Raw genomic sequence first — 18,192 nt, 5'->3', positions numbered from 1 at the left:
TTTACTACTTTCAGAATTATTCCACCCAAACTGCCGTACCATAGGCGATAATCTCTGAAGCTCCTTGCATAACAGAGCATGTTTCTAATCTCATTGCAATAATCGCATTAGCTCCCAGCTCAATTGCTTCATCCTTCATTCTGTCAATCGCCTTTTGACGTGCCTCATTTAACATATCGGTATATTCTTTTATTTCTCCTCCTACAATGGTCTTTAACCCCGCCATTAAATCCTTGCCAATATGTTTTGATTGGACCGTGCTTCCTTTGACCAAGCCTAATAGTTTCTTAATATCCTTGCCTGGTAAATAATCAGTTGTAACGATCATCATGATAAATGCACCCTCTTTTCTAAAGCTTTTTTTGAAAAACTTTACGAACAAATATCAAGTAAAAAAGAGCCGGCATTGGTGCTTGAATAAGACCAATAATTCCCCAGAGCCAATAGTTGTAATTTCGTTTTCTCGCATCTAAAAATAGAAAAATACTTTGAAGTAACAATATTGCAACCACAACGATGATCAAGGTTAAGGTAATATCTTTGCTCATAAGTTGTTCACCTTCTTAATAATACGTACTCCTGTATACATTGCTAAAAATACAATTGAAAAAATTTGCAGGAGGATAAAAACGACGGGCATTTGATAAAGCGACAGGATAATCCCGCTTAATATGAAAAATGCTATCAGTAAAAATAAAACCAAATCCTTTATGAGTTTTTTCCGTGTATTTTGCTGTTCTCGTAAAACCATTTGTTCAAACCTTTGTAACTCAGGAGTATAGACAGGGAATTGATCAACCTTGTTTAATCCCTCTTGTAGTTTGTGAATAGCATTCAAGTCCCTTTTATTTAGTTGTTCGTTGTCGAGTATGATGACCTTCTGTTTCTTCACCCTGTTTCAGCTCCCTTCTGACAGACATTATACCGTTGTGCACCCTTGATTTAACAGTTCCGGGAGATAATTTCATCATTCGGCCTATTTCATCGTAAGAATAACCATAATAGTGTTTTAGTATGATTGGTATACGGACATCCTCTGACAATCGTCCTAGTGCCTCCAACGCATCGTTCCATTCTTCATTTCTACTTTCAAAATGCCATTTTAACTTTCGATAAACTTCCTCTTGTCCCTGCCAATTTTTTTCTCTTTTTTTCTTTCTCTGTTGGTCTATGTATGTATTGGTTGCAATCGAAATCAACCAAGTAGAGAACTTACTTTGACCATTAAAAAGATGAATCTTTTGAACACATTTCGCCATTGTTTCCTGCGCCAACTCTTCAGCTGTATCGGGATTCATTGTAATTTTCATTAAATACTTTACAAGGAATGGATAATTTTCTCTAAACAACATGGCAAACGCAAGGTGATCCCCATCCTTCGCATTTTCTATTAACTCATCCATTCGGCAAAAGCCCTCTCTTTCCCCATCATCCCTCTTTTTCTCTTTAAAAGTTAGACGATTATAAATGAATTTCGTTCATTGTTATAATTTTAGTTTATAATTTCCAGCATACAATGATTATAAAGTTATTTACATTTTTTCAGACAAATTAATTACAAGAAAAAGACACGTTTTGCACCGTGCCTTACGCTTAATCTCCTTTACCTTTTGATACGTTTTTTCCATCGCCGTCTGCTTCGACTGATCAAGTTCTGTATAAATTTGGTATCCACCGGTTAATAAATCATCCTGGGATAACCCATATCGGTTAATTTCCTCATCTAATACTTGGTCAACATAGTAAGGATATTTATGCGGAAGACAAATTTTCATTTAATGGTCACTGGAATAATTTTCGAATTATAGCCGGTTTTTATGACAACATAGGAAAAGCGCAAACGCCCGTTTAGCGCACGACAGGACTGGAGCACACCGTATGAGATAAAGGAAACACGAATCGCGTTTTTTGCTTTTTCGTGTTGACTTATCGTAAGGAGGTGAGCGAAGTACACTAGTCGCTGGGCTGCTTGCGCTAGACAATTCTCGAAGTCAAAATTTATACTTTCTTATCTTTTAAAAAAAAGACGGTAAGCCGCCTTTTCCCGTTTCATTATTTATCATTTTTTGTCAATTCTTTAAAACGCACCTTCGAAAGCTTTTCATCAAAACTACTAAAGATTCGGTAATGCTTTTCATCTAAAATCCGAAAATGTTTACTTAGGATATTTTGCTGAAGAATAAACCCATTTTTCTTTGAGAGAGCCCGCCACCAAATACGACCGCCAAGCGTTTTGCTTTTAGGGAAATCAATCCCTTCACGGGCAACGGTTTCCAATACTTCAAGCGGTTCGTTTCCAAATAAAAATTGTACGGTTTCTGTTTCCCTAAAAAGAGCACATATCGATACTGCAGTAGACCAGTTGGCAAGAACTCTCCCTTTTTCAATTTGCACAAGAGTTTTCTTTGATACACCAATGATTTCTGCCATTTTATCCTGAGTATAACCCGCTTCTGTCCGTATAAGACGAAGCTTTTCAGAAACTTTTACGATAATTTCATCCCTGGTCACTATAAGCCCTTCCTTCAATCCCGTATAGTGTAATTTTACACAAGTTTCACCACTTTTTAAAGTAATTAAACCTTTATCAAAAATAAACACTGCTACCCAAGAGGATAGCAGCGTTTCCTTAAATTTATTTTAACTGTGGAGGGATACTGCACTCACTGGAACAGGAATTTTTCAGCTCACATGCAGCACATTTTCCTTTTTTCGATTTATTAATAAATTTTACTAAGGCCCAAGCTGCGTAACCAAAAATAGCAACGCCTATAACAATGCTGGCAATCATGGATTCCACCTCTTTTAAGAATTATACGAGTCCGAGCAGCTTACCACCCTGATAAATCACGAAACTCAGAATATAGGCAATGGTCAGTGCATAACCAATCGAAAAAGCTGTCCATTTCTTAGAACCGGTTTCTTTCAAGATCGTTGCTACCGTTGCCAAACACGGAATATACAACAGAATGAAAACCATGAAGCTGTACGCAGCAAGCGGAGTATAATAATTTGATAATAACCCTTGTAAGCTAGCATCATTTGGTGCAAAATAGATAATATTCATCGTAGAGATAATGGCTTCCTTCGCTAAAAATCCTGTAATTAACGAAGCAGCAGCCTGCCATGTACCAAATCCAATTGGTTTTAATATTGGAGCAAGAATATTTCCGATCGCCGCTAAATAACTATGGTCCATGTCCACCTTTAACCCATTTGGACCTGCATAAGATAAGAGCCAAATAAAGACAGATCCTGCAAAAATAAATGTGCCGGCTTTTCGTACAAATCCTTTCCCTTTATCCCAAGTACTTCTCCATAGCGACTGAAACTGAGGGAGTCGATATGGCGGAAGCTCGATTACAAATAATGATGTTTCAGATTTTAATAATGTGGTAGAAAAAATCTTTGCCAGTATTAATGCTACAACTATACCGAGAACATAAAGACTAAGGACAATAAATGCTTTATGACCTGCAAAAAAACCTCCTACAAATAATGCGTATACAGGTAAGCGGGCTGAACATGACATTAACGGTGTTAATAGGATGGTTAGTAACCGTTCACGCGGTGTTTCAATTGTTCTTGCAGCCATTATTCCTGGCACGTTACAGCCAAACCCAATCATCATCGGAATAAAAGCTTTACCGTTTAATCCTACCGATTCCATAATCCGATCCATTACCAGCGCGACGCGAGCCATGTATCCGGAATCCTCTAATAAGGATATAAAGAAGAATAAAATAAAAATCTGCGGCACAAACACAAGAACTCCGCCAACTCCGGCCACTAATCCTTGAATAATTAAGTCATGAATGAAACCTGAAGCATGAACTAAACTTAGAATTTTTTCAATTATTCCCGTTATCGGTCCGGTTATCAATGAATCTAATGCATCTGATAAAGGAGTTCCGAGCCAATCAAATGTCAACATAAACATACAGTACATTAGCAGCAGAAAAATCGGCATCCCTAGATAACGGTTACTTACTATGCCATCTATTTTTTCTGATAAAGGAACAATCGCATCCTTTTTTGTAATGGCCTCTGTAAGAATATTTTCAATAACTTTTTTTCTTTTTAAATAAATGAAGTTTGAAAGTGACTTTCCCCCATGCCGATTGGTCAACTTTGATGCCAAATCAGAATAAATGATTTCCAATTTTTTAGGGTCTGCAATTTTTGTTAGGTATTGTTTTACATACTCATTTCCTTCAAACCATTGAAGGGCAAGCCATCTTGAAGAATGTTCGGTTTTTCCGTTAATCTCCCTGGTTATCGCTGTAATTGCTTCTTCCATTTCTTCCCCATAAAAAATGAGTTCTTTTTGTTTTGTTTGCAAGGATTCTGTCGAGATAACCTCTACCAGTTTATCACATCCCTTACCACTTCTAGCAACAACAGGAACGACGGGCACTCCTAGTATTTCACAAAGCTTGTGAGCGTCGATATGAATCCCGCGATTATTTGCCACATCTATCATATTTAGACCAATAAGTGCAGGTTTTTCAAATTCAAGCAATTGAAGTGTTAAATGTAAATTACGTTCCAACTGTGAAGCGTCTAATATATTTAGTAATCGATCCACCGGTTCATTTAAAAAGAAGGAAGTAACGACACCTTCATCCTTTGATAACGGGTTTAGCGTATAAACACCCGGCAAATCAATTAATCTGCCAATGTTATTTCTAAAAACCCCAACCTTCTTTTCTACGGTTACGCCGCTCCAGTTACCAACATACTCATAGGAGCCTGTTAGATTATTAAACAATGAAGTTTTCCCAGTATTAGGGTTTCCAATAAGAGCGATTTCCATTATAGTCTCTCCACCTCAATTTGATCAGCTTCTTTACGGCGTATTCCGACACACTGACCGCAAGATTCAATCATGATGGGGCCGCCAAACGGCATCACACATTTTACACAAACTTCTGATCCTTCAGTAATTCCTAAATCAAGCAAACGTCTTTGAACAAGGTGACCAACATGAGATATGTCAATAATTTTTCCCTTATCCCCTGCTTTTAACAAACCAAACATGTATATCACCCTTTATTTTTATTAATTGAGAATGATTATCTTTCTTATAAAATCATTTTAACATTAAATACAGGTATTATGGACATAAAATTTGTGACAAAAGTTCGAAAAATCTTTGGTTTTCTCATAATTTGATTTAATTAGAGAAAACGTTTGGACTAGGTTTGGTTTAACCGATAAAATGAAGATGAGCGAATGTCAATTGATGTGTATTTTCGCCAAATAATGGAAAGGTAATTTTTTAGCAATTTTATAGAGGATTTTTCCCATATATCAGCGAATTATTTTGGTTAGGAGTTTTCTATTAACATAGGGGGAAAACGGCATGTTTACGGAAAAGCAAACAGATTTAATTGCTTTCTTTGAAAAGAATAAAGAAAGCTTAATTGTGGAATGGGAACATTTAATTATTATTGCAAACGGAGACCCTTATAAAGAGAAAATCCGCGATAACGGCGAAGCTCTTTTTAATGTCATCCTTAATATGCATAGGATTACGGAACAAGAGCTTGTAGAAAAAATACAAAGGCTGGCGGTTGAAATATCAGAAGAAAGAGTAATCGCCGATATTAACATGGCGGATTTTGTTTATAATGTCAATCTTGGCAGGACGGTTTTATACAGTTATTTAAGTAAAACAGGAATTGAATGGCGGGAATTACAAGAATCGATAAACAAAATTAATTTTTGCTTTGATAAATTTCTTTTCTATGCTGTTTCCCATTTTACAGAAGCCAAAGATAAAATCATTGAAGAAAAGACAATGGTCATTGACTCTACCCATCAGGACCGATTAACTCTTCTTGGGCAAATGACTTCCAGTTTTATTCATGAGTTTAGAAACCCGCTCACCTCTATTCAAGGATTTATCCAGTTACTAAAAGCTGATTATCCAAATATGAAATATTTAGATATCATATCAAGTGAACTGGATCAGCTTAATTTCCGTATTTCTCAATTCTTGCTTTTATCTAAAAAAGAGTTAATCGGGAAGGAGAAGGATTATTTTAAGCTAAACAAGCTTATTGATGAGGTATTAAATTTCCTTTATCCAAGCATTTTGGACGGAAAAGTTAAAATCACAAAGGAATTAATTGAAGATATGACATTAAATGGATATGCTGATGAAATAAGGCAGGTCTTTATTAATATTATCTTTAATGCTATTGACGTTCTAAACCATGACAGAAATCCCAATCCAACCGTTGAAATAATTAGCTGGCTGGAGCAGGACGGGCAAATTAAAATTACCATTTCTAACAATGGACCGATGATACCTGCGGAATTACGAAAGACTATTTTCGAGCCTTTCTTTACCACAAAAAAACTTGGAACAGGCCTCGGCTTGTTTGTGTGTAAAGAAATTATCGAGAAACATAAAGGTGAATTATCCTGTCACTCCACACCCGAAAAAACCACATTTTCAATCACCCTTCCTGTACCCGGAAGCAATGGTGATTGACGCTATTTAAATGATATGTACAGAAGAGGCTGACTCATAAGAGTCAGCCCTATTTTTATATTTCCTCCCTTTAAACCTTCCTAAACAATGACGCATATGATGTACTAAAAATTTAATTTTATCAGGAGTGTCTCATGTTTACATTAAAGGTTGATAAGGAAATTGAGTTACAATTGTTTCAGCTTCAACATTCACTTAAACTTTTCCAGCTTATTGATACAAACCGTGAACATTTGCTTGAATGGCTGCCATGGATCGAAAATATGACCTCCCCTTTTCATTTTGAGTCTATTATTCCTTTATGGTTAACACAATTTGCTGAAAATAATGGGTTTAACGTTGGAATCCTTTATAAAGGGGAACTCGTTGGGTCAATTGGCTTACATCAAATGGATTGGCATAATAGTACGACTAGCATAGGCTACTATCTTGCTAAAAATGCCGAAGGTCATGGAATTATGACACGGTCCGTTCAAGCCTTGTTAAATTATGCATTTTTTCAATTAGGCTTAAATCGAGTCGAAATCCGCTGCGGTGAAAAAAATATAAAAAGCCGGGCTATTCCTGAAAGACTGGGCTTTGTTAGGGAAGGAAAAATTAGAGACGGTGAACAATTACATGGACGTTTTCATGATCTTATTGTTTACAGTATGCTCGTACGTGACTGGAATGGAACCCCAGCCCCACTGAATTGACCTTTCAAAGGATTACTTGAAGCCCTTAGCTGCCTAAAAAAGGCAGCTTTTTTAAATAATTGTTCTCTATATTTGCTCACAAATACTTTTTTTGAAATAATATTAGGTAATATTATTGGTAAACGGTAAAGTAGAAAGTGGAACTAGCGGATATAATGAAAGCACAGAGATTTTTTAAGTGAGGTGGCAACCTTACCCTTGTGAGGTGTTAAATGATTGGAATGAATATAGCTTTAATTGCTATTCTAATTGCTTTTACAGCATTTTTTGTTTCTTCAGAATTTGCAATGATAAAGGTACGCACAACACGGATTGATCAATTACTATCAGAAGGAAATGAAAAAGCAGAAGCAGCAAAAAAGGTTTTATCTAATTTAGACGGGTATTTATCGGCAACACAAGTAGGGATCACGATAACTTCTTTAATATTAGGCTGGCTGGGAGAACCTACAATTAGAAAGTTATTGGAGCCTATTTTTGACGGGATCCTATTACCATCGTCGCTTAAACAGATCGTATCCTTTATTGCAGCCTTTTTAATTATTACTTTTTTCAATGTAGTTATCGGGGAATTATCCCCAAAAACCTTTGCAATTCAAAAGGCTGAGGAAATCATGTTGCTTTTTGCCCCAGCTCTTATTTTGTTTTATAGAGTGATGTATCCTTTTATTTGGGCTCTGAATCGCTCAGCAAGATTTGTAACAGGACTTTTTGGTATTAAACCTGCTTCAGAACAAGATATTGTCCTTTCAGAAGAAGAACTTCGGATGATTCTTTCCCAAAGCTATGAAAGTGGAGAAATAAATCAATCAGAATATCGCTATGTAAATAGAATTTTTGAATTTGATAATCGAATTGCCAAGGAAATCATGGTACCTAGGACTGAGCTTGTCACTCTTTCCAAAGATGCAACAATGGACGAGATAATTGAAGTCGTAAAGGAAGAAAAATATACCCGTTACCCCGTTATAGACGGTGACAAAGACAATATTTATGGAATTGTTAATATTAAAGAGATTCTAACGGATTGTATTCAAGATAGATGCGTTGAAAAAGGACCGCTTATGCCCTATTTAAAACCTGTCATCCATGTGATTGAAACTATTCCCATCCATGAATTATTGGTTAAACTGCAAAAGAGCCAATCCCACATGGCCGTATTATCCGATGAGTATGGCGGTACAGCAGGTATAGTTACGGTTGAAGATATTCTCGAAGAAATTGTCGGTGAAATCCGCGACGAATTTGATATGGATGAACTCCCTCTCATACAGAAAAAGGGTGAAGGTCATTTTATATTAGATGGAAAGGTACTCATTAGCGAAGTAAATGATCTTTTAGGCACCACCCTTGAAGAGGAAGATGTAGACACCATCGGTGGATGGTTTTTAACACAAAAATTTGATGTCCATAAAGGAGATGCAATCGAAAAGGATGGATTTCAGTTCCAAATCACTGAAAATGAAGGCCATCATATTCTTTATATGGAAGTAAAAAAATTATCAACGTCACCCGAATAGGGCGGCGTTATTTTTAATTTTATTTTTTAGAATATTTCGATTATGTCATTCATATAAAGTATCATTTTTCCATAAAATGTTGATATAAACTCGTTTACTAACCGAAACGTTTGACTGTACGGTTTAAATTCATTATAATTATTGTTAATTTTATAATTACTCGAGGTGATACGATGGGGCTGTCTATCGAATTGGTGAAATAGCAGAAATAGCCATGGTTTCGAAACGAACAATTGACTATTACACGTCTATTGGGTTACTCCGGGCAGAACGTTCTAAATCCAATTACCGAATTTATTCAGATGAATCGATTAGCGATTTAAAGTTTATCGAAGAATGTAAGAGTCTGCATTATCCATTAGACGAGATTAGAAGAAAGCTAGAGATTAGAAAAACTAAGAAACTCCGAGATTCAGAAGTGGAAAAACACGTTAAAGCTGTCACGCAGCAAATGAAACAGCTGCAAAATGAATTATGTGTACTTCAACTCTTATTGGAAAAGTTAGATCAGCAGCAGAAGGAAGAGTTTTCAACTACTTTCAATATACAGGGGAACGCTTTAATGAAATCCCTTTTGAATTTAACGAGTTAATTTTTGTATTATACTGGGAGGTGACTCCTTACTCGTGTAACAACGAGATAAGGGAACTTATTTGGACATATTTAACTTGGTTATTATAGCCATTTTAATTGCTTTAACAGCTTTCTTTGTCGCTTCAGAATTTGCAATCGTAAAGATTCGAAGTTCAAGAATCGATCAATTAATAGAAGAGGGAAATTCAAGTGCAATATCTGCCAAAAAAGTGATTTCGAATCTGGATGAATACCTATCTGCCTGTCAGTTAGGAATTACGATTACGGCTCTTGGTTTAGGTTGGCTTGGGGAATCGACAATTGAAGGGTTGCTTCGTCCGCTATTGCTTGCATTAAACGTTCCTGAAAGCGTCACGCATATTTTAGCAATTGGGACTGCGTTTGCAGCCATAACCTTTTTACATGTTGTGGTCGGAGAGCTTGCACCTAAAACACTTGCCATCCAGAAAGCTGAAATGATTACCCTCGTAATGTCGCGTCCGCTTATCATTTTTTATAAGATGATGTATCCTATTATCTGGATACTGAATGGGTCAGCACGGATTACGGCCAGCATTTTTGGTCTTAAGCCTGTTTCCGAAAACGAGATTGCCCATACGGAGGAAGAACTTCGAATTATCCTGTCTGAAAGCTATAAAAGTGGTGAAATTAACCAATCTGAGTTTAAGTATGTAAACAAAATTTTTGAATTTGATAATCGTATTGCAAAAGAGATCATGGTCCCTAGAACGGAAATTGTATCCTTATCAAAAGATGATACATTAGAAACCTTTCTACAGGTATTGCGTGAAGAAAAATTCACAAGGTATCCCATTATTGATGGTGACAAAGACCATATTATCGGGCTCGTTAATATAAAGGAAATGGTGACTGATTTAATTGGGAATGAAAAACTATCGTCTCAAACATTAGAAAACTATACTCGTCCAATTATAAGAGTAATAGAAACAATTCCTATCCATGATTTATTAGTAAAAATGCAAAAAGACCGTATGCATATGGCAATCTTAATGGATGAATACGGCGGTACTTCGGGTCTTGTTACGGTTGAAGATATTCTAGAAGAAATTGTTGGCGAAATCCGCGACGAATTTGATATGGATGAAATTCCAATGATCCGTAAAATCAAGGAAAACCACTATATAATTGACTCAAAGGTATTAGTTTCCGAGGTCAATGACTTATTAGGAGTTACAATTGATGATGAAGATGTTGATACGATTGGCGGTTGGATCTTAACTGAAAATTATGAAGCAAAAGAAGGCGACGTCGTTCTTCACGATTCATATACATTTAAAATCCTTGATATGGAAGAGCATCATATAAAATATATCGAAGTTACAAAAAAAGCCAATGATGGGGAAACAACCATCCAAAAAATTGCTTTACCAAAATCAGAGGTATTATCTTAAATATATTTTAAAAAAAGACCGCAAGGGTCTTTTTTTTTGCAAATGTACATTTGACCAATCAACTAGTCCCTCTTTTGCATATCCTACTCGCAAGGAGGGGTTGAAACATGAAGCATGTAGCACTTTTATATTTAGCTAGTATATTAGCAGGCTTTGCCTTAGTAAATTTACCTGCAATATCTTTCTTATCAGGTTTGTTCCCATTTTTTCATATCGTCGGAGCACTTGCAGTATTAGTATTCTCTTTAGCACTGCTTTATCAAGGTCTGAAGGCACTATTCTCGAAATAATAACCATATAGATTCTCCAACAGAAAAAAACAGATCAATCCTCAAAAAGAATTGATCTGTTTTTTATTTGAAAGGCTATTTTGTTTTTAAAATGATGATTTCCTCCTCCGCTTTGGCCAATTTGACAAGGTGTGAATCAAGGCGGCGGTTAATATGGATTATTTCCTCATTGTTCTCTTGTTTACTCTCCAAGCCTTTTAATAACGTAGTTTGTACATCCTCAATACGCTGTAGGGAATCCTTGATATCGGAAAGATCGATCTGGTTAACAGCAACCCTGTGCTCAATACTATCTACCTTTTCTAATCTCGATAGTCGTTGTTCAATCGTTTCTAATGTTTTATTAAAGGTATTAATTAAACTTTTTATATCATTTACATGTTCATTTAACTTTTCAAGCTTTTGCTCCATTGTCAAAAACTCCTTTTTCGGTTTTCCTTATTTTATCACCATTTTTACTACTCATATGTTACAAAAACAGCAACAATTGATTTATGGAAGGTTTTTCAAATGAAATATGAACATTTTTTTACATCGTCATTCTATAAGGAATGATGTGAAAATTATCATAGTCAAATTTCGCAAAAAGATTTAGGCTTGTCATATAAGGAAATGGAGAAACCTTTTCCCTTTCATTTACACCTCCATTTCTTTTTTGAAACTTAAATCCATTAGAAAAAGGTTGGTGTAAATATGATTATTTCTATCGATGAAAAAGCTTCCACATGGTTCAAAAAAGAATTTGATTTCGACAAAGCCTTCAGTATTCGGATGTTTCCGCAATATGCCGGATTCGGACGAAAAAATAAAGGGTATAGCCTTGCTTTTTCAGCTGAAACACCAACAAATGCAGGATATACAATAGAAATAAACGGTATCACTTTCTATGTAGAAGGCAACGATGTTTGGTTTTTCGAAGAAACTGAAACATACCTCTCAGCAGACGATCTTTTTGATGAGCTGGAAATAACTTATAAAGAAGAGAACCATTCAACAATCAATTAACTATATTAGTCACTTAAAAAAAGGTAACCATTCATAAAGAGTGGATACCTTTTTCATTTTCAAATTTAAACCTCAACCCTTTGAGCAGATTCATCAAATTTATATCCGACTCCCCAAACAGTATGAATAAAAGGCTGCTCGATTGTGCCGATCTTCTTTCTTAACCTTTTTACATGTACATCAACTGTCCGTTCATCGCCATAAAACTGGTATCCCCACACCTTTTCCAATAATTGTTCACGGGAAAAAACCTGTCGTTGGTTTTGGATAAAAAAGAATAATAAATCGAATTCCTTTGGTGTTAGACTTTCGATCTTTTCGCCATTTAAAAATACTTCTCTTGTTTCTTTACTAATTTTAAAATGAGCGGTGTCCAAGTATTGTCGTTCATTTTTTTTTACATCCTGTAAAAACCTCCTCGATACTGCTTTTATTCTTGCCATTAAAGTAAGCGGACTAAACGGCTTTGTAACATAATCATCCGCCCCCATCTCCAGACCCAATACTTGATCAGATTCACTATCCTTTGCAGTTAGTATAATAATCGGGACATTGCTTATCTCTCTTATTTTCTTACATAAGCTCACACCGTCCATTCCAGGCAGCATCCAATCTATAATGAGTAAGTCCCAATCTCCTCCACGAAAACGCTCATAGCCCTCCAGACCATTGTGGACAAATTCGCCTTTATACTTTTCTTTCATAAAAAACATTTCAAGCATATAGCAAACACCTTCATTATCCTCAACAACTAGAATTCTCATTTTTTCACCTACTCCCTTTTTTATTTCTTAAGACCAATTTACTTAAAATTTCTAAAAAATGCTAGATAACTTTAAAAGCTTTTATCAACATAATTGCTTTTTTTTCATTAAAATTGAGATAATAGCAATAGAGATCAATATTTAATCTAGAAGATGAGGGATTCAAAACATGTCAAATCGTAAGAAAAAATCACAGCATTTAGCGACCATTTCTCTTGCTGTGATGGGAATAGGATTTATCGCAACCGTTCCATTACAACACTCACTTTGGGTGACGATCCTACAAGGGGGGTTCGAAGCAGGATTAGTTGGAGGACTGGCAGATTGGTTTGCCGTTACGGCATTATTCCGCCATCCATTAGGAATTCCGATTCCACATACCGCTCTATTACCAAAAAACCGCCAAAGAATAACCGCAACCATTATCTCAATGGTCGAAAATGATTGGCTAACAAAAGAAAGTATTCGAAAAAAAATAGCCGGTTCTCGTTTTACTGAAAAGCTATTTGGCATTATCGATAAAGAATTATACTCACACTCCTTACAAGTTAATTTTAACAAGATAATTCAACACCTAATTCATTCAATAGATAGTGAAAAAATAGCACCAATGGTCCAACAAGAATTGAAAACGAAGCTTAGCGAATTGGATATTAAAAAGTACCTGGCTTTAATGATTGACCAAATTTCGAAAAGAAAATACGATGAAAAAGCACTTGATTATATCCTTAAAGAAATTGACGAATGGTCACAGAGAGAGAGTACAAAGTATCGGCTCGGCAGTATGGCAGTGGATGCAATTGAAAATATTAAAGCAGACGGTTTCATGCAATTTGCATTAAAATCGTTTAGCAATCTAGTGAACGAAGAAAAATTAGGCAATATTATTCAAAATTTGATTCAAAAAGGGGTAAATAGTTTTCAGGACCCTGATAACAGGAATCGTCACACATTACTCAAGTATGTAAATAATAAGCTGGAAAATATAAAAAGCGATGAAAACCTTTTAAAAGAACTGGATGATTTAAAAAGCCAGCTTGTTTCTGAATCGAAACTTGAAGAGAGAATAATCGACTTTATCAACCATTTAAAACAAAAAGCTTATGTTTTTGTGGAAGATCCTATCTTTTACACTAACTTTATTCTACCACTCTTAAAAAAAGGTTTAGATAACTTAAAAACAGATGAAGAAAAAGTGGTTGTAATTGAAACATGGATTAAACAACAAATCTCTAATTTCGTTGAAAAAAATCATTCAAAAATCGGGAAACTTGTTGGAGAAAATCTGGAAAAATTAGATGATAAAACATTAATTAACATGATAGAGACAAACGTTGGTAAAGATCTGCAATGGATTCGAGTTAACGGAGCAGTTTGCGGTTTTATTATTGGCCTTTTCTTAATTGGCATAAAATCGTTTTTTTAAGAATAACAAACGGCATAAAAGCTACCTTGAATGACAAGGTAGTTTTTTTATTTATTCGATAACCCAAAATACCTATTCTTGTCCCTGATAAAAGGAGTTCTTTTTCAAAAATGATCGACATATTTAGTACTGTAGTCACTATTTTTAAGAAAATGGGAGGCTGGAGAATGGGAATAAAATTCATTAAAATTTCGGTTGTGTATTTTGTCATTGGAGTTTGCCTTGGGATGTATATGTCGATGACGGAAAAATTCGATTTCACTCCTGTTCATGTCCATATTAGTTTGTTAGGCTGGATGTCAATGGCACTTGCCGGTCTTATTTATGTGGCGTTTCCAAAAGCAAGCGAAACAACCTTGGCAAAGGTACACTTCTGGCTCCACAATATTAGCCTGCCTATTATGATGATTGGACTTGCCTTTTTAGTTTCAGGCGTTACTGCGGCCACTCCTGCTGTAGCTACCGGCGGCACTTTGATGGTATTAGGCATCATTGTATTTGCAATTAACATTTTTAAAAACGTTAACAATCAATCATAATATTATCGCCATTATCACATCGTTTACTTTTTACTTCTACCAAAATAAAAGAGGCTGGCCAATGGTCAGCTTCTTTATGTGGTATTATTAATAAACAAATTTGCAGATCCTACTCGCCTACCGTAAATTGCTTATTTGGCATTGTATGCATATTTCTCGCAGTTACATGGGCTGTTACAAAATATTGTCCATTTTCCGGGAATGTTTTTTTAATCGAATAAACCCCGTTACCTTCATTCTTCCCTTCAATCATTTCATGCTGGTCTTGTCCCGTTTTCCAGATTTCAAATTTCACTTCATTGGCATCAGATACTTTATCCTTTCCCTGAGTAACAATTGCTTCAATTTTTGCTTCATGATTTGGGTTTATTTTTTCCGGGACAAACTTGATTGATACGTCGACCATTTGAGGCTCATTAGTGGTTGTCGTATCACTTTGATTAGAACATCCTGCCAGCATCCCAAACAATAATAGTATACCTAGTAATAATTTTCGCATAGTTCTCTCCTTTAACACCCGGACACCGTTTTTATCTTTAACCATTTTACCCATTGTCCGAATGAATCAAAACCTTTCCACATGTAAGTTTAAGGAATAACATGAAAAACAGCAAGTGAATTAACTATGATTAAAAAAAGACGCCTAAATTGGCATCTTTTTAGAATTGTCGATATACATATTGTTCTTTTGGCGCTTTTGTTTTGGACCATTTATCCACTTTTAAAACGGGTATATTAGTTTTAAATGAAGGGTAATAGGTAGTTGATATTTGTCCTTTTACGTTGATCCACTCATCATTTTTTAGATTTACATTGTCTGGGAGATCAACAAGCATCCCAAAAACTCCAGCGTCAGCAATACAATGGATAACACCAAAACGTAATATTAAAACTTGATTTTTATTATTTGAATCAGGATCGTGAAACACGAAGCCTTTAAATTCCAGTTCGTCTCCCTCGAATTCCCCCGGGAAATTATAAATCGTTTCCATAGCGTTTAAGAAATCTTGATCTGTTAATTTCAGATCTTTATGATTGATATATTTTTTCTTTTCACTTTCCATGATTTTGTCATAATCATCTTTTCCATAATAAATACTTGTATCAGGCCGTAAAAATTCCTGCTGAAAGTATGGATCTTGTGTATCATAAATTGGAAAATGAAATCCTTTTGCTTTTACAATGTTGGAGTCAAGGGTAGCGATGGGAAAAAACAAACCTGAAATAATTGGAAAAAAGAAAACCGGATAGACAATAATCTTTTTATACCACTTGTCCTCTTTTGAATGATTGTGTCCGCAATGATCATGGTCACAGACAGCTTTTTTTGAATCATCCTTATTTAACATCAAAATTTGTACAATGGTTAAAACTAAAAGTGCATACCCAGCCGATGCTGACAAGTATGAATACTTCATATTTATATACTTGCTAATATCACCTGTAAGATGCATATGAAAGATTAAATAAGTGAAGCCAATTAAAATTAAACTTCTAATCATGGTCTCAACTCCTTAAAAAAACAACGAATACACAAAGACAACAGCAAAAGCACCGGAAACAATCATTACGACTAAGCGCTTTTTAAAAGTTGATAACATCATCATCAAATTCTTGATGTCGACCATGGGGCCAAATACTAAAAATGCTAAAAGCGCTCCTGTTGAAAACGTAGTTCGGAATGAAGATGCTATAAAGGCATCTGCTTCTGAACATAAAGAGAGAATAAAAGACAGTGCCATCATGACAACAGAAGACCCAGCTTTACCATGACCAATAGACACAAGCGTGGCTGTTTTAACATACGTTTGAACTGCGGCTGCGATAAGAGAGCCAATCACTAAATATTTACCCATTGAGAAAAATTCTTCAACTGCATGTTCAAGCGTTTGCCAAATTTTCTTCAATATAGGTGTTTTACTATGATCATGGTGATGATGGTGATAATGTTCATTAAATGGGTTGCCTTTAAAACGGTAAGCAATAAATGTCCCCACTGCAATCGATACAACTAATGCTCCAACCGCACGGTAAATCGGCATTTTCCAGTCACTTCCAAAAGCAATATAAGTAGCAAATAAGACAACTGGGTTAATGATCGGTGCTGTAAGCATAAAGGCAATACCCGCCGAAGTTGGAACCCCTTTAGCTATTAGTCTGCTGACAATTGGAACAATACCGCATTCGCATGATGGAAACAATATACCGATAAAACTTGCAAATATAACAGCCAGGATTTTGTTTTTAGGCATAATTTTTGCAATCATTTCTTCTGTAACAAATATTTGAATAATCCCTGATATTAAAACTCCTAAAGTCACAAATGGTAATGCTTCAATTAATATCGAAATAAAAATGGTATTCATCTGTAAAAAGGATTGCGGTAATGATATACCAAACATAATAGTCCTCCTATAACCTTAACTCATGGAAACTACTATACTCTCATCTTATTACTTCGTCCAACGAAAAATATGGAATTGCAAAAGAAATTATTCCTTTTATTATGTTGATAATAGAAAAAACGTTGCCGATTCAATTATCGGCAACGTTTTTTATGGTTGGAAGGTTTGCAAACTTTCTTTTCTTAACCTCGCTTTTTCTTCATCCGATTTCCTATAATCATAATGATAAATGGCCCCTTCCCAATCCCCATACATTGGGTTTGGGAAAACGATGAGTTTTCTGCCAAATTCATCCTTATGCCTGTCCACTGCTTGGATTCTTCCTGAAACCGACAATTTATCAAACCCGCTGAAATCTCCCAGGTTATCCCCAAATAATAAGACAATTTCATGCGTTTCGGCTACTTGTTGCCGTCGTGTTTCTTTGCCTCTTTCACCGGGCTGCAGTAATAAAACATGTTCTGCATCCGCTTGTGGTACACCAACATTTAGTAAATTTTTAATTGTTGCTTCCTTTTGTGTTTCATTTCGATTGGATATGTAGTAAATTGCAACTCCTTTTGAATCTGCATATTTTAAGAAATCAATTGCCCCGGGAAGGGCCTTTGCTTCGGCACGGTTTATCCATGCGTTCCAATTTAAAGGATCTTCCTTTCCTTTTATCACATTCCTTGCTTGGTTCGGGCTATTATCTATTACCGTTTCGTCCAAATCAAGAACAATTGCCGGCTTTAATGCTTTATTCTTCGGCTGTTTTCGTAGGAATTCGTCCAATCTTAATTTACCAATATTATAGCCTTGATAATATAACGCCTTGGCTTCTCCGGATGTTTGAAACCATAGCACTGACATTGTATTTTGGTCCTTCAAATTAACTGCCGGGCTAAGGGCAATTTGTGCTTTTACATTTACATTGAAAAGTGAAAATACTAAAGCGACTAATAAAAAAAGTGATGTTAGCTTCTTCATCACATTACCTCCTTTTAATCATACGAAGTTAGTATGTGAAAAACAGAAAAAATCACTCTTAATTATTAAAA

At 35.5% G+C, this 18,192-nt stretch carries 24 protein-coding genes; 9 read left to right on the top strand and 15 right to left on the bottom strand.

The annotated features are described in order from the left end of the window. Positions 1-16: 16 nt before the first annotated feature. The 9 genes from J2S10_RS06145 to J2S10_RS06105 all read right to left on the bottom strand — a co-directional run bounded on the left by J2S10_RS06145 (position 17) and on the right by J2S10_RS06105 (position 5,040). The gene (locus J2S10_RS06145; RefSeq protein WP_307405460.1) at positions 17-331 is read right to left on the bottom strand and encodes a YbjQ family protein; all 315 of its coding nucleotides are present in this window, start codon (positions 329-331) and stop codon (positions 17-19) included. A 19-nt stretch (positions 332-350) separates the two neighbouring features. Then, complete coding sequence (locus tag J2S10_RS06140) at positions 351-548, bottom strand: sigma-Y antisigma factor component (protein ID WP_307405458.1); 198 nt, start codon at positions 546-548, stop codon at positions 351-353. Further along, positions 545-892, bottom strand: coding sequence for a YxlC family protein (locus tag J2S10_RS06135; RefSeq protein ID WP_307405456.1), 348 nt, complete (start codon positions 890-892; stop codon positions 545-547). Before J2S10_RS06135 ends, J2S10_RS06140 begins: the two co-directional genes overlap by 4 nt. Next, complete coding sequence (gene sigY, locus J2S10_RS06130; protein WP_307405454.1) at positions 846-1,403, bottom strand: RNA polymerase sigma factor SigY; 558 nt, start codon at positions 1,401-1,403, stop codon at positions 846-848. The genes J2S10_RS06135 and sigY overlap by 47 nt, the downstream gene beginning before the upstream one ends. Before the next feature lie 129 nt (positions 1,404-1,532). Beyond that, complete coding sequence (locus J2S10_RS06125) at positions 1,533-1,775, bottom strand: hypothetical protein (RefSeq protein WP_307406803.1); 243 nt, start codon at positions 1,773-1,775, stop codon at positions 1,533-1,535. A gap of 277 nt (positions 1,776-2,052) precedes the next feature. Then, positions 2,053-2,511, bottom strand: a complete 459-nt coding sequence (locus J2S10_RS06120) for a helix-turn-helix transcriptional regulator (RefSeq protein WP_307405452.1) — start codon at positions 2,509-2,511, stop codon at positions 2,053-2,055. Positions 2,512-2,635: 124 nt separating this feature from the next. Further along, the gene (locus J2S10_RS06115) at positions 2,636-2,791 is read right to left on the bottom strand and encodes a FeoB-associated Cys-rich membrane protein (protein WP_307405450.1); all 156 of its coding nucleotides are present in this window, start codon (positions 2,789-2,791) and stop codon (positions 2,636-2,638) included. 21 nt (positions 2,792-2,812) lie between these two features. Beyond that, entirely contained in the window at positions 2,813-4,816 is a 2,004-nt protein-coding gene (gene feoB / locus J2S10_RS06110; protein WP_307405447.1) for a ferrous iron transport protein B, read from the bottom strand. After that, entirely contained in the window at positions 4,816-5,040 is a 225-nt protein-coding gene (locus tag J2S10_RS06105; RefSeq protein WP_307405445.1) for a FeoA family protein, read from the bottom strand. Before J2S10_RS06105 ends, feoB begins: the two co-directional genes overlap by 1 nt. 325 nt (positions 5,041-5,365) lie before the next feature. Between J2S10_RS06105 and J2S10_RS06100 the strand changes: the two genes are divergently transcribed. The 6 genes from J2S10_RS06100 (at position 5,366) to J2S10_RS06075 (ending at position 11,013) form a co-directional block, all read left to right on the top strand. Continuing rightward, a complete protein-coding gene (locus tag J2S10_RS06100) occupies positions 5,366-6,502 on the top strand; it encodes a histidine kinase N-terminal domain-containing protein (protein ID WP_307405442.1) in 1,137 nt (378 codons plus the stop codon). 134 nt (positions 6,503-6,636) lie between these two features. Then, positions 6,637-7,197: a GNAT family N-acetyltransferase gene (locus tag J2S10_RS06095; RefSeq protein WP_307405440.1), complete on the top strand. Its 561-nt coding sequence runs from the start codon at positions 6,637-6,639 to the stop codon at positions 7,195-7,197. Positions 7,198-7,409: 212 nt separating this feature from the next. Next, positions 7,410-8,717: a hemolysin family protein gene (locus J2S10_RS06090; protein WP_307405438.1), complete on the top strand. Its 1,308-nt coding sequence runs from the start codon at positions 7,410-7,412 to the stop codon at positions 8,715-8,717. A gap of 190 nt (positions 8,718-8,907) precedes the next feature. Beyond that, on the top strand, positions 8,908-9,309 hold the full coding sequence (locus tag J2S10_RS06085; protein ID WP_307406749.1) for a MerR family transcriptional regulator: 402 nt from the start codon (positions 8,908-8,910) through the stop codon (positions 9,307-9,309). 61 nt (positions 9,310-9,370) lie between these two features. Further along, a complete protein-coding gene (locus tag J2S10_RS06080) occupies positions 9,371-10,723 on the top strand; it encodes a hemolysin family protein (protein ID WP_307405436.1) in 1,353 nt (450 codons plus the stop codon). Positions 10,724-10,830: 107 nt separating this feature from the next. Then, complete coding sequence (locus J2S10_RS06075; protein ID WP_307405435.1) at positions 10,831-11,013, top strand: hypothetical protein; 183 nt, start codon at positions 10,831-10,833, stop codon at positions 11,011-11,013. Between the two features lie 75 nt (positions 11,014-11,088). On the opposite strand, the gene J2S10_RS06070 is transcribed toward J2S10_RS06075, so the two are convergent. Continuing rightward, positions 11,089-11,424, bottom strand: a complete 336-nt coding sequence (locus J2S10_RS06070; protein WP_307405433.1) for a hypothetical protein — start codon at positions 11,422-11,424, stop codon at positions 11,089-11,091. A gap of 282 nt (positions 11,425-11,706) precedes the next feature. Between J2S10_RS06070 and J2S10_RS06065 the strand changes: the two genes are divergently transcribed. Beyond that, the gene (locus J2S10_RS06065; RefSeq protein ID WP_307405431.1) at positions 11,707-12,018 is read left to right on the top strand and encodes a HesB/YadR/YfhF family protein; all 312 of its coding nucleotides are present in this window, start codon (positions 11,707-11,709) and stop codon (positions 12,016-12,018) included. Positions 12,019-12,083: 65 nt separating this feature from the next. Here the strand turns inward: J2S10_RS06065 and J2S10_RS06060 are convergent, their stop codons facing one another. Then, a complete protein-coding gene (locus J2S10_RS06060) occupies positions 12,084-12,782 on the bottom strand; it encodes a response regulator transcription factor (RefSeq protein ID WP_307405429.1) in 699 nt (232 codons plus the stop codon). Positions 12,783-12,951: 169 nt separating this feature from the next. Between J2S10_RS06060 and J2S10_RS06055 the strand changes: the two genes are divergently transcribed. Further along, positions 12,952-14,208: a DUF445 domain-containing protein gene (locus J2S10_RS06055; RefSeq protein ID WP_307405427.1), complete on the top strand. Its 1,257-nt coding sequence runs from the start codon at positions 12,952-12,954 to the stop codon at positions 14,206-14,208. Between the two features lie 167 nt (positions 14,209-14,375). After that, a complete protein-coding gene (locus J2S10_RS06050; RefSeq protein ID WP_307405425.1) occupies positions 14,376-14,747 on the top strand; it encodes a cytochrome-c oxidase in 372 nt (123 codons plus the stop codon). A 109-nt stretch (positions 14,748-14,856) separates the two neighbouring features. Here the strand turns inward: J2S10_RS06050 and J2S10_RS06045 are convergent, their stop codons facing one another. The 4 genes from J2S10_RS06045 to J2S10_RS06030 form a co-directional block, all read right to left on the bottom strand. Next, a complete protein-coding gene (locus tag J2S10_RS06045; protein ID WP_307405423.1) occupies positions 14,857-15,246 on the bottom strand; it encodes a FixH family protein in 390 nt (129 codons plus the stop codon). Positions 15,247-15,406: 160 nt separating this feature from the next. Further along, the gene (locus J2S10_RS06040) at positions 15,407-16,249 is read right to left on the bottom strand and encodes a TIGR03943 family putative permease subunit (RefSeq protein WP_307405421.1); all 843 of its coding nucleotides are present in this window, start codon (positions 16,247-16,249) and stop codon (positions 15,407-15,409) included. Positions 16,250-16,261: 12 nt separating this feature from the next. Continuing rightward, positions 16,262-17,149, bottom strand: coding sequence for a permease (locus J2S10_RS06035; protein WP_307405419.1), 888 nt, complete (start codon positions 17,147-17,149; stop codon positions 16,262-16,264). A gap of 153 nt (positions 17,150-17,302) precedes the next feature. Continuing rightward, positions 17,303-18,121, bottom strand: a complete 819-nt coding sequence (locus tag J2S10_RS06030; RefSeq protein ID WP_307405417.1) for a 5'-nucleotidase, lipoprotein e(P4) family — start codon at positions 18,119-18,121, stop codon at positions 17,303-17,305. Positions 18,122-18,192: the final 71 nt, after the last annotated feature.

The sequence above is a fragment of the Neobacillus ginsengisoli genome (assembly GCF_030813055.1).
Note: the sequence above shows the minus strand (reverse complement) of the source record. Positions and strands in the feature narration are given on the sequence as shown.